The sequence below is a fragment of the Acinetobacter sp. S4400-12 genome (genome assembly GCF_024129495.1).
Lineage (GTDB): Bacteria > Pseudomonadota > Gammaproteobacteria > Pseudomonadales > Moraxellaceae > Acinetobacter > Acinetobacter lwoffii_C.
Genome location: NZ_JAMXYB010000008.1, coordinates 1 through 15548, shown reverse-complemented (window position 1 = coordinate 15548; position 15548 = coordinate 1). Strand labels below are relative to the sequence as shown.

Below are 15548 nucleotides of genomic sequence, written 5' to 3'. Positions count from 1 at the left end.
GATGAATACTCTATCTATTATTTTGAAGAGATATTCTTATGGCACTGCCAAAAGCAAATTCAGATTTTAGAGTGGTGATTACCGGTGCTTCATCAGGGATTGGTGAGGAGCTGGCCAAACAATTTGCAAAAATGGGTTATTCATTGCTTCTGGTGGCTCGTCGCGTTGACAAGCTTGAACAACTGGCCCACAGCCTGAAACAAAAACACGCCGTCGAAGTCGATTTATATCCCTGTGACCTGGCTGATCGTCAGGCAAGAAGTAAGTTGAAGGCGTTTTTAACTACTATTCAGGTTTCAGTTTTATGTAATAACGCAGGCTTTGCGACCTTTGGTGCATTACAGGAACTCGATCCTGAACGTGAAGCAGAAGAAGTAGAAGTCAATGCCGTCACCGTCCATGATTTAACCATCGCTGTACTCCCTCAAATGATTGCACGTAAATCAGGTGCAATCTTAATTGTGGGATCAACCTCTGGACATCAACCTACACCGGCCAACGCAACTTATGCAGCAACCAAAGCCTTTGCAAACTCATTTGCTGAATCATTACATAGTGAGCTAAAAGGCACCGGTGTTAGTTGTACTTTACTTGCCCCGGGTCCGACCCGTACAGAATTTACCGAAACAGCAGGCATCAGCAAAATTGAGGGGGTTGGTGGTCAACTGGTGTGGGTCAGTGCTGAACGCGTGGCAAAACAGGCCATTGAGGGCATGCGCTGTAATAAACGTATTGTGATTCCGGGCTTACTGGCTCAAGTCCAAACTGTTGGCGGGCGTTATACCCCCCGCGTGATCTTATTGCCGATTCTCAAACATGTTTTTTCGAGATTAAAATCATGAAGCAGTTTATTCAGGATATAAAAACGCCTTTGGCATTGGCCCGTTTAGGCAAGAAAATTTACCACAATGCCCAATATCTGACTGCAGTGGTTGAAGTCGATCCGAAGAAAATGGCGAAATGGTTACCCTCTGGCATGACTTTGGCAAAACCCTATCGTGCCGATTTATTCTGCGCTTATTTTCCTGACAATGTGTATACAGGTGCCTATCACGAAGCCGGTTTATTTGTGCATATCAAAGTCGGTAAAAAATACGGCATTTTCTGTCCGTGGATGATTTTGGACGATGACAGAGCGATGATTATTGGCCGTGAACTGTTAGGCTACCCGAAAAAAATCGGTGAAATCGACTGGCACAATACGGGTACACATATCGTCACCAAAGCGACACGCCGAGGCTCTACTTTAATTGAAATGAAGGCGGAGTTGGGCGCTGTATTAGCTCATGCCCCGCCCATTTTAGGTTTACCACATCGCAATATTTCAGGCGGTTTAGGCTTAGGCATTCCCAAAGAAATCCGTTTTACTCCCATCGAACATCCTATTGAAGTCCGCCAAGTCCAAATGCAGCTCCAATTCAATGGCAATGAGAATGACCCATTGCATGATATGGGATTGGGAAATGTGGTTGAGGCACGCTTGCACCGGGTGGACTTATCGGGTGGTTTCATTCCACCAATCCAGCTGCCACGCTTAAGAACACCGCTGTTTTTACTACGACAATTTAACCCACGTATTCTTTGAAAAAAACGACTATAAACAGATGAATTTTATGAATCAGCATGCAAAAGAAAATGTAGAAGTTAATGTTCTGGCCCAACCGTTAAAACTGGCATGTGGGATCAGTATTCCAAACCGTATTGCAAAAGCAGGCATGAGTGAGCAATTGGCTGATCGTTTTGGGGTACCGACTACCGATTTACAGCAACTTTATGCAGTATGGGCAAGAGGCGGTACAGGTCTGTTGGTCACCGGCAATGTCATGATTGACCATCGAGGTCTGGTTGAGCCACGTAATGTCATTCTTGAAAATGATCAACATTTACAGTCATATCGCTTATGGGTAAAAGCAGTACATGCCAATGGTGGCAAAATCATCATGCAGATTAACCATCCCGGGCGTGTTGCGGTGTTACCTTTGCTGAAACGTCCTGTTGCCCCATCAGCTGTAGGTTTAGACCTGCCTGCAATGAATATTATCCGTATTCCAAAAGCCATGAGCGAAGCTGAAATTTTAGAACAGATTCAACGCTTTGCTAAAACTGCAAAATTGGCAATACAAGCAGGCTTTGACGGTGTGCAAGTCCATGCGGCGCATGGCTATCTGATTTCGCAATTTTTATCCCCCTTGGCAAATAAACGGACCGATCAATGGGGCGGCACTGCTGAAAATCGTCGTCGTATCCTGATTGAAACTGTACGAGCCGTTCGTAAGGAAATTGGTGCTGACAGGATTTTAAGTGTCAAACTGAATTCCGCAGATTTTCAAAAAGGTGGATTAAGCCAACAGGAATCTTTAGAAATTGCGTTAGCTCTGGAAGCAGAAGGCATTGATCTTCTCGAAATTTCAGGCGGGAATTATGAATCGCCGGCACAATTGGGTTATGCAGCGGACCGTCAGGCACAAAGAGATGCTTATTTTATTGATTATGCAAAAGCATTAAGGCAGCAAAGTCAGCTTGCATTGATGCTTACGGGTGGAATCCGTCAAAACAGTACCATGCAGCAACTGATTGCCGAAAATACCGTTGATTTGATCGGTATGGCACGCCCTTTTGCAATGCAACCGGATTTGGCAAAACAGGTGCTGGCAGGTAAATCGGTACAAGCTCAAACCAGTGTACCCTCTATTGGTTATAAACCTGTCGATGCTTATTTACAGCTGGCCTGGCATGCGATGCAATTTAAGCGGATCAGCCAGGGTTTAAACCCCAAAGGCAGTAAGGGTTTGATTCCAACATTCCTACGCTTTGGTCCTCAAATGGGACTGAATATCCTTACGCAAAAATAATAAAAGGACTTCACCATGAAAAGTCTGATTAGCGAAACGCATACCATTATTCCCAGACGTCCAGTCTTTGATTTCTCCAAAAGCTCTTTACACTGGATCAAGGATGACCCGATTGCATCCAATATATTGAATGTCATTCATCCCATCACACCTGCACCTGAGCGTTGGTTCTGTCAGACTTTTCGTGAGGCTTTGCCTTATATTCAAGATGAAAAACTCAAACAAGCAGCCATTGCCTTTATCAAACAAGAAGCCAGCCATAGCTACGGTCATACCTTGGTCAATCGCCAGTTGCACATCGTTGAACAGCATTTACAGGATTATCTGAAACTGCTCGACTGGATTTTTGATGACATGATCGGTTCTAATCCCTTGGGGATCAAACTTAAAAATGAAAAATTAAAAAAACACTGGTTAAAAACCCGTTTAGGGATGGTTGCAGCCGCTGAACATATAACGGGTGTGTTGGGTCATTGGGTATTAAATGCGGAAACCCTTGAAAAATCTGCGATAGAAATTGAATTGTTTAGGTTATTGCAATGGCATGGTGCAGAGGAAGTCGAACACCGCGAAGTTGCTGATGCCATGTTTAGATCTATGAACAATAGCATTACATTGCGAACAGCTTCAGCCGTTTTTATATTTCCACTTTTTTCGATACTCGCCATCCTGGGTATTTATCAAATTATGGAGAAAGATACTGAATTTCCTCAACCATTTAAAATCCGCGATTATTTACGGGCTGCACGTCAAGACCGTGTACCGAAAGCCCAGATGTTATTGAAAGCAGGTATGCGCTATTTTAATCCCAAGCACTCCCCCTTGAACGAAGGGAATACACAGCAGGCTTTGAACTTTTTGAAAAAAATGGGAAGCTAGTCAGCCAGTGAGAGCCTTAAGAAGGCTCTTTTTCTTAAGGTTTATACGGATCAACTCAAGCTATTGTATGACTTGGATGAGTATTGATTCGGTGGTCAATCAAAGCAATCTCACTTCTTATTCTTTAAAATTAGCTCAGCATGGTGAACTTCCAGAAAAAATAGAGATAGAATGAACGCTCTTCGAAGAATTTAACTATTGATTTCTTGTCTGAGTATGAAACTTTATTTTTTCTTCTCTTATTATGGAACTATAAATATCAATGCGACCAAGATGGCCCAGTATGAAAATTTATTATTCTCGTACAAGAAACTGGCCTTTTTCTTTCCATGGAGAATATAGAAATGACTAAACTGACCTGTTTCAAAGCCTATGATATTCGCGGCAAATTAGGGACTGAACTGAATACCGAAATCGCCTATAAAATTGGCCGTGCCTATGGACAGATTTATCAACCTGACACAATGGTGGTAGGTTGCGATATCCGCTTAAGCAGCGAAGACTTAAAACAGGCGACCATCCGTGGCTTAAATGATGCAGGGGTCAATGTGCTGGATCTGGGGATGACCGGCACGGAAGAAGTCTACTTTGGCGCGTTCCATCTGGATGTACAGGGTGGGATTGAAATCACCGCCAGTCATAATCCGATGGACTATAACGGCATGAAACTGGTACGTGAAAATGCTCGTCCAATCAGTGCAGATACCGGCCTAAAAGACATTCAAGCGCTGGCCGAGAGCAACCAGTTTATTGAAACTGCGACCAAGGGCACGGTTCAGACATACAATATTCTGCCTGAATTTATCGATCACCTGATGACTTATATTGATCCGGCCAGTCTCCGTCCGATGAAGCTGGTGGTCAATGCCGGCAATGGGGCTGCAGGCCATGTGATTGATGCCCTTGAAATCAAGTTTAAAGCGCTCAATATTCCTGTTGAATTTATCAAGATCCATCATGAAGCCGATGGCAACTTTCCCAATGGTATTCCCAATCCGATTCTGGTGGAAAATCGTGCCAGTACCCGTGATGCAGTCATAGCCCATGCGGCAGATATGGGGATTGCCTGGGATGGGGATTTTGACCGTTGCTTCCTCTTTGATGAAAAAGGCCAGTTTATTGAAGGCTATTATATTGTCGGTTTACTGGCACAGGCCTTTTTGCTCAAACAGGCGGGTGAAAAAATTGTGCATGACCCCCGTCTGGTCTGGAATACCTTCGATGTGGTCGACCAGTATCAAGGAACTGCGATCCAGTCTAAATCAGGCCATGCTTTTATTAAGGATGTGATGCGCGAACACAATGCAGTCTATGGCGGTGAGATGAGTGCCCATCACTATTTCCGTGATTTTGCCTACTGTGATAGTGGCATGATTCCCTGGTTGCTCGCCATCAGCGTTGTCTCGGAAACCGGAAAATCGCTTTCTTCCCTGGTAGAAGAGATGATCGCCAAATTCCCATGCAGCGGAGAAATCAACTTTAAAGTCGAAGATACCCAAGCCACGATCCAAAAAATCTTTGAACATTATGCTGAGCAAAAACCTGAAATTGATCAAACCGACGGAGTCAGTCTAAATTTTGGTACCTGGCGTTTTAATGTCCGGGCATCCAATACTGAACCGTTATTGCGTTTAAATATTGAAAGTCGCCGTGATCAAAATCCACGCCCGATGCAAAGTTATATTGATGAACTAACCCAGCTGATTCAGGGTTAAAAAAAATGGGAGCTTTATGACTCCCATTTTTTATTCAAGCTCCAGCTTTTACCGGTAGCCTTCTGGATTCTGCTTTTGCCAGTTCCAGCTATCTGCGAGCATATCCTCCAGAGTGTATTGCGGTGTCCAGCCCAATTCCTGTACAGCACGGGTATTGTCAGCAAATGAAATCGCGACATCACCTTCCCGACGCCCGACCAATTCAAATGCAATATTGACCCCGTTGACCTGTTCAAAAGTATTTTTGACCTGAAGAACAGAAATTCCGTTACCTGTACCAATATTCCAGGCACGGCAACCCTGTGCATTCAAACGGTTGTTTAATGCGCATAAATGCGCATTGGCCAAATCTACCACATGAATATAGTCGCGCACCCCTGTTCCATCAATAGTGTCATAATCATGACCGAAAATAGACAGTTTGTCCCGACGCCCGACCGCCACCTGCGTCACATACGGCATCAGATTATTGGGGATTCCTTGAGGATCTTCACCGATCTGCCCGCTTTTATGGGCACCCACCGGGTTAAAATAACGCAGCAAGGCAATCGACCAGCGCGTATCTGCAATTGCGGCTTTTTGTAATAGTTGTTCGACTATCAGCTTGGTATAACCATAGTTATTGCTGGGCATACCGGTAGGCATCTGTTCATTTAAAGGAGAACTATTCGCTTCATCATAGACGGTGGCTGATGAACTAAACACCAGCTTAAATACACCGGCGCGCTGCATGGCCTGCACCAGGCTGATGGATCCGGCAATATTGTTATCGAAATAGGCCAGTGGAATTTGCTGGCTCTCGCCTACCGCCTTTAAACCAGCAAAATGAATTACTGCATCGACCGGATTGTCCTGAAACAGCCGATCGAGTAACTGGCTATCCCGAATATCGCCTTCAACAAATGTCAGGTTTTTTTGTGTCAACTGCTGTACACGTCTTAAAGATTCAGCAGAACTATTGGATAAATTATCCAGCACAATCACTTCATGTCCGGCAGTCAATAACTCTACGCAGGTATGTGAGCCGATATAACCCGCCCCACCCGTCACTAAAATATTAGCCATGCTGCTTTCCTAATAAAATCTGAATTAAACCTTGAGTCGAACCATCTAGACCCTTCAAACCCGTCTGCTCCCCATTCAGGATCGGCAGGAGCTGATTGGCAATCTCCTTGCCTTTTTCAACGCCCCACTGGTCAAATGGATTAATATTCCAGAGCACCGACTGCACAAAGACTTTATGTTCGTACAATGCAATCAACATCCCCAGACTATAAGGATTAAGTTCCTGTAATAAGAGGGTGCTGCTAGGCTGGTTGCCTTCATACTGCTTGTAGCTTGGCAGATTTTGTAGCTCGGTCTGATCCAGAGCATCATTGCCAAAGGCCAATAAGCGCGACTGGGCCAGACAGTTAGACAGCGCCAGATGATGCTGTTCAATTAAGGACTCTGCATTATCCGCATAGGTAAACTGCTGGCTGTTATAACGCTGAATGGGTGCAATAAAGTCACAGCTGACCGCTTGGGTTCCCTGATGCAGTAACTGATAAAATGCGTGCTGGGCATTCGGTCCGACTTCGCCCCAAATAATCGGGCAGGTATCCAGTTGCACCTTGTCGCCGTTGCGTTGAATCGATTTCCCATTCGATTCCATTTCCAGCTGCTGTAAATAAGAGGCAAAATATTTTAAGCGTCCGTCATAAGGCAGAATCGCATGGGTCTGAATATTCAGAAAATTGGTATTCCAGGCCCCCAATAGTCCCATCAGCACCGGAATATTCTGTTCCAGGGGCTGATACTGAAAATGCTGGTCCACTGCATAAGCACCGGCAAGCAGCTGTTTAAAACCCTCGACCCCGATGCTTAAGGCAATAGGCAAACCGATACAGGACCAGAGAGAATAACGTCCACCGACCCAATCCCATAACAGTAGCTGGTTCTCTGCTGCAATCCCCCATGCGGTCATTTTTTCAGGCTTGGTAGATACCCCGATAAAATGATGCTTCAAAATATAAGGATGCTGTCCCAGTGCCTTTTCCAGCCATAAACGCACCGTCTGGGCATTAGATAAGGTATCAATCGTTCCAAAAGACTTGGAAGAGATAATAAACAGGGTGGTTTCTGGACGCAGCTGATGCAGCAGGTCCGATAACTGACTGCCATCCATGGTCGAAACGAAATGTACATTTAGCGGCCGGGCAGACGGATATTTAAAGTCGGACAGGGCATGCGTCACCATTAACGGTCCCAGGTCTGATCCACCGACGCCAATATTCACCACATCCTGAATGACTTCACCCGTGGCACCCCGGCGCTGTCCTGCATGAATCTGCTCGACCAGCATATACATGCGGTCCAGTTGCTCATGCACTTCTGCGGCCTGCTCGGCATGTCGCGAATCGTCTTTGGGCAGGCGTAAAGCCCAATGCATAGCAGCACGCTGTTCAGTATAATTGATGCTCTGGGTTGAAAATAAGTCTCCAATCCAGGAGCGCAGATGGTTGGCTTCTGCCCATTGAATCAGGTGCTGCATTACCTGCGGATTGATCCGGTGTTTACTATAGTCAAAAATGACCTGTTCAAACTGCAGGGAATATTGCTTAAAGCGTGTCGGATCTGCTTCAAACAGCTGTCTTAAATGTAGCGATTCAATTTCATTTTTAACTGCATAAAGTTTTTTATACAGGTCTTCTGTTTGAGGATTTTTCAGCTGATCTAACATTAGCGTCCCACCCCGATATAATTAAAACCACGCGCCTTGCTATAAGCAGGATCATAGAGATTACGTCCATCCAGAATCAGGGGATGTTGCATCAGTTTACTTAAGTGCAAATAGTCCGGACTGCTGTATTGTTTCCAGGCAGTCAGCAAACACAGGGCATGTGCTCCTTCAGCGGCCTGATATTGATCCTCACATAAAATCAGGTCATCTCGTGTACCATATCGAGACTGGATATTGGCCAAGGCTTGAGGATCATGCAGTTGCACCGTCACTCCCTGTGCCCATAAGGCTTCCAGCATGGCATGCACCGGAGACTGCTGGATACTCGGGGTATTTTCCTTAAAGGCCCCCCCCCAGATCGCAATCACTTTCCCTTGTAAATCTCCCCGGAAATAATTCCACAGCTTGCGAAATAAAAACTCCTTCTGCTGCTCATTAATTTCCCAGACCTGCCCCAGCAACTGGCTCTTCACTCCCGAGTCTGCTACAGCATGGGTGAGCGTGCGGATATCATGAGAAAAGTTTTCACCGCCAAAGCCCACGCCCGGGAACAGGTAGGCAGCCCCAATCCGGCTATCTGCGGTCATGCCCTGACGGACCTGCTCAATATCAATGCCTAGTTTTTCGGCAACCCGGGCCAGATCATTCATATAACTGATGCGGGTCGCCAGCATGCCGGAAATACTGAGCTTGGTAAATTCTGCATCGAGAATCGGCATAAACAGGTATTGCTGGGCACGCGGAAATAGAGGTCTGAGCAGTTCTTTAATTTTGAGCTGCACTTCTTGACGGTCACAGCCTACAATCAGTTGGCTAGCCTGTACAAAACTCTGCACAGCATTACCTTCCTGAATAATATCAGGTAGATAAACCCAATCATCATTGGGAAGAGAGTGCTGAAAACGCTGTGTGCCTTGTAAGCCCAAGGTAGATGCATTAATCATCAGTTTCGGATGCGCCAAACAGGCATGGCTTAAGGTATCGACCACCTGGAGGGCCAGTGTTTCTTCAGTCGGATTAAAACTCAGAAAAAACACATCCTGATTAAAATCCAGGTGCTGAAAGTCACAATAATTTAAAAACCGGGATTGCTCCTGCTTTTGGAGCAGAAAATTTAAGGACTCATCCTGAAAATTCGGCGGCGGCTCATCGGCCGTAAAGCTATTACACCACACCACCTGATGACCGCATTCAGACAAAAGAGCAGCAAATACCCCTGAAAACAGGGTTCTTCCTAATATTGCGACCTTCATAATCTTCCTTTGTTATTGTGCCAGTTCCTGAATCAGTGCCTTAAACTCAGCTCCAAGTTGAGGATGATCAACCCCATAGTGTAAAACCGCCTTGAGATAACCCAGCTTGCTCCCGCAGTCAAAAGTCTGGCCTTGCATACGATAAGCTTCAACCGGATCAGTTTGCTGTAACAGGGCAATCGCATCGGTCAGCTGGATTTCATTGCCTGCACCTTTGGGAGTCTGCTCCAGCAGCTGCATGATTTTTGCCGGCAGAATATAACGGCCAACCACTGACAGATTAGAGGGAGCCGTTCCGATGGCCGGTTTTTCTACAATCCCCTGCATCACGATGCTTTCGCCTTCTGCTGGCGAATGCGCGACATCCACAATGCCGTACTGATCGACCAGATGCTCAGGCACAGCCTCGACCATAATCTGGGCAGCCTGTGACTGCTCATAATGCTGGATCATACGGGACAGGTCATTGTGTTGCTGCTGATCTTTGACCAGTACATCAGGCAGCAATACCGCGAAATCATCCTCGCCAATCACGGCTTTGGCACACAGGACCGCATGGCCCAGACCTAAGGGCTGTGGCTGACGTACACTCGTCACACTCACGCCCGCCGGCAAAATTTCAGTAATTTCCTTCAGCAAATCGGTTTTCTGTTTTTGCGCCAGGGTGGTTTCAAGTTCAAAATTACGGTCAAAATAATTTTCAATCGATGCTTTGGAACTATGAGTGACTAAAATAATCTGTTCAATCCCGGCAGCAATCGCTTCTTTCACCACATATTCAATTGCAGGACGGTCAACCACCGTGACCATTTCTTTTGGAATTGATTTACTGGCCGGTAAAAAACGGGTACCTAAACCTGCAACAGGTAAAATCGCCTTCTTAATCATATGGAATAACCTGACCTCAATATTTTAATTCACTTTCACTTCTTTACCACGTTGATAACCATCAACATAGTGCTCCAGCTGGCTTAATGCCCAATCAATATCCGATTGCACTGCAGTTAACGCATTAAAGCGCTCAAAAACCTGCAATAATTCATCCAGAGGATACATTTTTTCATAAGAACGTAAAATCCGGCTGTGTTGTGTCACTTCGGTATTATCTGCATCAATGAGTAATTCTTCGTAAAGTTTTTCGCCAGGACGTAAACCCGAGTACTGGATTTCAATATCGCCCGCCTGACTGCCAGCTTCTCGCACTTTCAGGCCACTGAGAGCAATCATCTGACGGGCCAGATCCTGAATCCGTACCGGCTCGCCCATATCCAGCAGGAAGACATCTCCGCCCTGCCCCAGCGCACCGGCCTGAATCACCAGTTGAGAGGCTTCGGGAATGGTCATAAAGAAACGGGTGACATCGGGATGAGTGACCGTAATCGGGCCACCTTTGGAAATCTGCTGTTTAAATAACGGCACCACTGAGCCCGAAGACCCCAGCACATTACCAAAACGGACAATACTGATCTGGGTCTGATCCTGAGCTTCCGCCATGGCCTGACAATATAGCTCGGCCATCCGCTTGGTCGCCCCCATCACGTTGGTGGGACGTACGGCTTTATCGGTTGAAATTAACACAAAGGTTTCAACGCCTTTCTTCACCGCAGCATTCACACTAAAGGCAGTTCCAACGGCGTTATTTTTTAAGCCCGCCAGTGGATTACACTCAACCAGTGGCACATGTTTATAGGCAGCGGCATGATAAACCGTTTGTACCTGATACTGCTCGATGACGCGTTCCAGTTTGGCTTCTTCTAAGACTGAACCCAAAATTGGAATAATTTCACAGCTGGCGGTGAGGCGTAACTCTTTTTCAATACTATAGAGGGCGAATTCAGTCAGTTCATAAATCACAATTTTGGCAGGCTGATTTTTGATAATCTGGCGGCAGAGTTCTGAACCGATCGATCCACCAGCACCGGTGACCATCACGACTTTATGCTTAATATTTTTTTCCAGTAACTCGGCCACAGGAGGTACCGGATCACGGCCTAACAAATCAATAATATCGATTTCCTGAATATCAGAAACGCGAATTTCACCATTGACCAGCTTGGTTAGCCCGGGAATTTCTGTAATTTTTAAATGAGCCGGTTCCAGAAACTTGATAATTTCACTTTTACGGCTACGCCCAACCGAAGGCAGGGCAACCAGAATTTCATCAATACCCAGTTTAGCCAGACATTTGAGCGCAACCTGGGGCGTATAGACGGGTATTCCGCCAATATTCTGCCCACTTAAAGAAAGATTATCATCTATAAAAAATACCGGTAAATGCTCATCGGAACGGTACAAGGTGGCTGCCACTTGCTGCCCGGCATCCCCTGCGCCATAAATCGCAATTCTTTTTTTGGGTATACCGGACTGTAAATAGGAACGGACAATCAGGCGAATTACCCCGCGACTCAACCAGACCCAGGCAAACATCATAAAGCCAAACATCAGGGGGATGGATGTTGGAATAAAAGCATGGGTGCTATAAGCCAGTAAATACAAGCCTGTTACGGTCAGAATGGTCGCCAGCCCGAGTTTAACAATAAAAAATTCATTAAACGTACGAACAATAAACTGGTAGCTTCCGCTCACCAAGAGGGCCACGACAGCAATTGCACTTACCCAAAGCGCACCAAAAGGGATATTGGGAACCACTTCTGCGCCCAGATCGAACTGGCGAATGGCATAACATAGCCAGATCAGCACAGGGAAAATACAAAAATCAAGTGCTACCAGGAAGATCTTTTTGGCAGTACGAGGAGATTCGACTAAAGGTAGGATGATTGATTTCACGTGAGATGTCTTCTCAAATTTATTTATAAGTTTTAAGCAACTCTTAGCTAAAAAGCAGGCTAAAAGCTAAACAAATATATAAAATGCACTGTTGATTGCACATTTTATATATTTAAGCTGTTAAAAAGTTATATACGACTAATCACCTGACGAATGCTGTGCTCAGATGCCTGAATATTATTTTCTGTTAAGGTCGGATGAACTAAAAACATTAAGCTGGTTTCACCCAGTTGTTGGGCATTCTTGAGACGCTCCTGAGGACGCCATGCTGTGCCATCAAATGCACGCTCCAAATACACTTCTGAGCAAGATCCACTAAAACATGGTACATCTAGAGCATTAATTTCTGCCATAATCCGGTCACGTGACCAGTCTGCGGGTAAAGCCTCTGTATTGACCTGCACATAGCATTTATACCAAGCATGCGTATAGTCAGCATCCGGTGTATGTACTGTAAAATAAGGGCTATCTTCAAAACAAGCCAAGATTCTTTTAGCATTTTCAGTACGTTTGCGCGTCCATTCCGGCATCTTTTTCAACTGGATACGACCGATCACCGCCTGCATTTCCATCATGCGCCAGTTGGTACCAAAGGAGTCATGTAGCCAGCGGAAACCCGGCGGATGTTGTTTATTATAAATACTGTCAAAGTTCTTGCCATGGTCTTTATAGGACCACATTTTTTTCCACAGCTCTTCATCATTGGTGGTGACCATACCGCCTTCCCCCCCTGTGGTCATGATCTTGTCCTGACAAAACGACCAAGCTGCGATATGACCGATGGAACCGGCCGACTTGCCTTTATATTTCGCCCCATGTGCCTGTGCACAGTCTTCAATCACATACAGGCCTTTATCGGAAGCCAGCTGCATGATCGGATCCATATCACACATCCAGCCTGCCAGATGCACACAAATAATCGCTTTGGTATTTGGGGTCAGTACTGCTTGGATGGTTTCAGCAGAAATATTCTGTGAATCCAGCTCAACATCAGCAAAAATTGGATTTGCTCCCGCGGTCACAATGGAACTGGCCGAGGCCAGAAAGGTGCGTGAGGTGACAATGACATCATCCCCTGCGCCAATCCCTAAGGCTTTTAAAGCAACATCGAGTGCCACGGTTCCATTGGCCAATGCCACTGCATACCGGGTTTCTGCGAACCGGGCAAATTCTTTTTCAAACTCACGGCATTCCTGTCCGGTCCAGTAGTTGACCTTATTCGACAATAAAACCTGGGAAACTGCATCCGCTTCTTCCTGAGTAAAACTTGGCCATGGTTCAAATACAGTATTTAACATGATGTGTCCTGAATTTTTAAAATTGAAAAGCTTATTTTTTCTCTAGAATTCGTGCCGGATTACCGATCACCGTGACGCCCGGTGGTACGCTTTTGGTGACGACAGCGCCCATACCGACTACGGCACCCTTGCCAATCACCACAGGTTTGTCAGGTGTACCCTGTTTGATCACGGCACCTGTACCAATATAGGCATGGTCTTCGATATGGATATTACCATTGCATTTCACCCCGGGAGCAAAGGTGACGTAATCGCCAATGATGCAATCATGGGCTACATAACTAAAGTAGTTAGCGTGGAAAAATTTTCCAACTTTAATATTTGAAGTAAAATGTACGTAATTACATAAAATTGCACCTTCACCTATTTGTACTTCATCCATGGCAATCATAGTAGACGCGATGACCGACCAATGCTTCAAGTGATATAGATCAATTTTTTGAACAAGTTTCTCACGAACATGACTATTGGCAATCGCAATAGCCACATATTTATCAGTAGCATCTAATCTAAGAAATTCTTCAAAACTATAAACCTGATGTCCATTGACAACCTGTTTATTTTCACCATCATCAATAAATACAAGCTCGTAATTTTGAATATTCTCAGTGATCAACTTTTCACGTGCAAGTGGCATGATTCCTCGACCAAAACCGCTTGCACCATAAATTGCATATAAACTTTTTAAATTACTGCCCATCTTTTTTATTACCTAGGAAGCGCGTCATAGTCACCTCTTCAGATTGATTAATCCCTTCTTTAACCAATACTTTTTTTACTGTTTGAAACATGATTTTAAAATCTAACCAGATTGACTGGTTTTCTACATACCAAGTATCCAATTTGAATTTTTCTTCCCAGCTAATAGAGTTTCGTCCATTGACTTGTGCATAACCGGTCATGCCGGGACGTACTTTATGACGTTTGGCCTGTTCTTCATTATATAAAGGCAAGTAGTCCATCAGTAGCGGGCGTGGACCCACAATACTCATATCACCTTTAATCACGTTCCATAGTTCTGGCATTTCATCCAGACTGGTAGCACGTAACATTTTTCCAAATTTCGGTAAGCGTTGCTCATTCGGCAATAAAGTACCCTTCTCATCACGCTCATCTGTCATAGTTCTAAATTTAATCATTTCAAATGGTTTACCATTCAAACCTGGACGTACTTGGCGAAATATAACAGGTGAACCTAGGTTTTTTCTTACTTTATAGGCAACATAAAAATATAGGGGAGATAATATAATTAAAGCAATTGAAGCAATAATTATATCTAGGATACGTTTAATCATGATTACTGCCTTTTATTAATAAGACTTAAATAAAATTTTAAATAATTATCCCATACTTTTTCCTGTTGGAATTTCTCTTTAGCCCAAGAAGCACATTCTGGATAAGGTTTTATATTAGAGTTTTTCAAGTTTTCAATTGCATAAAGAATTTCTTCAGTTTCTTTAAATTTAAAATGCTTACCCGAAATGCCTTCTTTCACACTATCTTTAACTCCTACAATATTATAAGCAAATGTTGGAGTACCACAGGCAGCAGCTTCAATAGCTACATTACCGAAACCTTCACGATGAGACAAAAATAAATGCAAGTCTGATAATTGAAATATTTCATGAATATCTAATGTATATTCAAAATAAGAAAAATTAGAGTCTTTTTTCAAATCATCAATAGTGCGTCTAGAAAGCTCATCTTCGATACGACCAACTAAAATAAATTTACTATTAGTAAATTTATTTTTTTCAATGATATTTTTAAGCTCAATAATTCCTTTATCTTTGCAAATTCTTCCAATAGTACATATAACAAAATCATTTTCTGGAATATTCCATTTTTTTCTTAGTATTTTTTTTTGCTCATATTCAATAGGATAAAATTTATCTGTATCAACGCCATTAAACGACCCAGAACCTAATAAAACAGCCTTATCAGACTTAAGTAACCCGAATCGCGGATAAGAAATGGACTTGAAAAACAGAAGGACTAGAGCCATCAGTTGAGTTACCACACAAAACCCACAACTCTAGTCC

General features: G+C 44.3%; 14 protein-coding genes. 5 read left to right on the top strand and 9 right to left on the bottom strand.

Going from position 1 to position 15548, the window contains the following annotated elements; all coding sequences use genetic code 11:
• Window positions 1-38 precede the first annotated feature (38 nt).
• The 5 genes from NI461_RS05625 (at window position 39) to NI461_RS05605 (ending at window position 5446) form a co-directional block, all read left to right on the top strand.
• Window positions 39-842 (top strand): SDR family oxidoreductase, encoded by an 804-nt coding sequence (locus NI461_RS05625; RefSeq protein ID WP_253156771.1) that lies wholly within the window; start codon window positions 39-41, stop codon window positions 840-842.
• Window positions 839-1585: an acetoacetate decarboxylase family protein gene (locus NI461_RS05620; RefSeq protein ID WP_253156768.1), complete on the top strand. Its 747-nt coding sequence runs from the start codon at window positions 839-841 to the stop codon at window positions 1583-1585. Before NI461_RS05625 ends, NI461_RS05620 begins: the two co-directional genes overlap by 4 nt.
• Window positions 1586-1613: 28 nt before the next feature.
• Window positions 1614-2852 carry an NADH:flavin oxidoreductase/NADH oxidase family protein gene (locus tag NI461_RS05615; RefSeq protein WP_253156766.1) on the top strand — a complete coding sequence of 413 codons (1239 nt, stop codon included), beginning with the start codon at window positions 1614-1616 and terminating at the stop codon, window positions 2850-2852.
• A gap of 15 nt (window positions 2853-2867) precedes the next feature.
• Window positions 2868-3731, top strand: a complete 864-nt coding sequence (locus tag NI461_RS05610; RefSeq protein ID WP_151204940.1) for a metal-dependent hydrolase — start codon at window positions 2868-2870, stop codon at window positions 3729-3731.
• Window positions 3732-4075: 344 nt separating this feature from the next.
• Complete coding sequence (locus tag NI461_RS05605; protein WP_151204941.1) at window positions 4076-5446, top strand: phosphomannomutase CpsG; 1371 nt, start codon at window positions 4076-4078, stop codon at window positions 5444-5446.
• Between the two features lie 48 nt (window positions 5447-5494).
• On the opposite strand, the gene galE is transcribed toward NI461_RS05605, so the two are convergent.
• From galE to NI461_RS05560, 9 genes are all read right to left on the bottom strand, one after another.
• On the bottom strand, window positions 5495-6511 hold the full coding sequence (gene galE / locus NI461_RS05600) for a UDP-glucose 4-epimerase GalE (RefSeq protein WP_253151463.1): 1017 nt from the start codon (window positions 6509-6511) through the stop codon (window positions 5495-5497).
• Window positions 6504-8168, bottom strand: coding sequence for a glucose-6-phosphate isomerase (gene pgi, locus NI461_RS05595; protein ID WP_253151461.1), 1665 nt, complete (start codon window positions 8166-8168; stop codon window positions 6504-6506). The genes galE and pgi overlap by 8 nt, the downstream gene beginning before the upstream one ends.
• Window positions 8168-9421: a nucleotide sugar dehydrogenase gene (locus NI461_RS05590; protein WP_253151459.1), complete on the bottom strand. Its 1254-nt coding sequence runs from the start codon at window positions 9419-9421 to the stop codon at window positions 8168-8170. The genes pgi and NI461_RS05590 overlap by 1 nt, the downstream gene beginning before the upstream one ends.
• A gap of 12 nt (window positions 9422-9433) precedes the next feature.
• Window positions 9434-10309, bottom strand: a complete 876-nt coding sequence (gene galU, locus NI461_RS05585; protein ID WP_253151448.1) for a UTP--glucose-1-phosphate uridylyltransferase GalU — start codon at window positions 10307-10309, stop codon at window positions 9434-9436.
• 24 nt (window positions 10310-10333) lie between these two features.
• A complete protein-coding gene (locus NI461_RS05580; RefSeq protein ID WP_174660469.1) occupies window positions 10334-12208 on the bottom strand; it encodes a nucleoside-diphosphate sugar epimerase/dehydratase in 1875 nt (624 codons plus the stop codon).
• Window positions 12209-12336: 128 nt separating this feature from the next.
• On the bottom strand, window positions 12337-13506 hold the full coding sequence (locus NI461_RS05575; protein WP_253156764.1) for a DegT/DnrJ/EryC1/StrS aminotransferase family protein: 1170 nt from the start codon (window positions 13504-13506) through the stop codon (window positions 12337-12339).
• A gap of 31 nt (window positions 13507-13537) precedes the next feature.
• Window positions 13538-14206, bottom strand: coding sequence for an acetyltransferase (locus tag NI461_RS05570; protein ID WP_253156762.1), 669 nt, complete (start codon window positions 14204-14206; stop codon window positions 13538-13540).
• Window positions 14196-14801 carry a sugar transferase gene (locus tag NI461_RS05565; RefSeq protein ID WP_253156760.1) on the bottom strand — a complete coding sequence of 202 codons (606 nt, stop codon included), beginning with the start codon at window positions 14799-14801 and terminating at the stop codon, window positions 14196-14198. Before NI461_RS05565 ends, NI461_RS05570 begins: the two co-directional genes overlap by 11 nt.
• A gap of 2 nt (window positions 14802-14803) precedes the next feature.
• Window positions 14804-15526, bottom strand: a complete 723-nt coding sequence (locus tag NI461_RS05560; RefSeq protein WP_253156759.1) for a glycosyltransferase — start codon at window positions 15524-15526, stop codon at window positions 14804-14806.
• Between the last annotated feature and the right edge of the window lie 22 nt (window positions 15527-15548).

Coding starts and splice junctions, on each gene's coding strand:
- NI461_RS05625 (WP_253156771.1), top strand. CDS start 39: ATGGCACTGCCAAAAGCAAATTCAGATTTTAGAGTGGTGATTACCGGT.
- NI461_RS05620 (WP_253156768.1), top strand. CDS start 839: ATGAAGCAGTTTATTCAGGATATAAAAACGCCTTTGGCATTGGCCCGT.
- NI461_RS05615 (WP_253156766.1), top strand. CDS start 1,614: ATGAATCAGCATGCAAAAGAAAATGTAGAAGTTAATGTTCTGGCCCAA.
- NI461_RS05610 (WP_151204940.1), top strand. CDS start 2,868: ATGAAAAGTCTGATTAGCGAAACGCATACCATTATTCCCAGACGTCCA.
- NI461_RS05605 (WP_151204941.1), top strand. CDS start 4,076: ATGACTAAACTGACCTGTTTCAAAGCCTATGATATTCGCGGCAAATTA.
- galE (WP_253151463.1), bottom strand. CDS start 6,511: ATGGCTAATATTTTAGTGACGGGTGGGGCGGGTTATATCGGCTCACAT.
- pgi (WP_253151461.1), bottom strand. CDS start 8,168: ATGTTAGATCAGCTGAAAAATCCTCAAACAGAAGACCTGTATAAAAAA.
- NI461_RS05590 (WP_253151459.1), bottom strand. CDS start 9,421: ATGAAGGTCGCAATATTAGGAAGAACCCTGTTTTCAGGGGTATTTGCT.
- galU (WP_253151448.1), bottom strand. CDS start 10,309: ATGATTAAGAAGGCGATTTTACCTGTTGCAGGTTTAGGTACCCGTTTT.
- NI461_RS05575 (WP_253156764.1), bottom strand. CDS start 13,506: ATGTTAAATACTGTATTTGAACCATGGCCAAGTTTTACTCAGGAAGAA.
- NI461_RS05570 (WP_253156762.1), bottom strand. CDS start 14,206: ATGGGCAGTAATTTAAAAAGTTTATATGCAATTTATGGTGCAAGCGGT.
- NI461_RS05565 (WP_253156760.1), bottom strand. CDS start 14,801: ATGATTAAACGTATCCTAGATATAATTATTGCTTCAATTGCTTTAATT.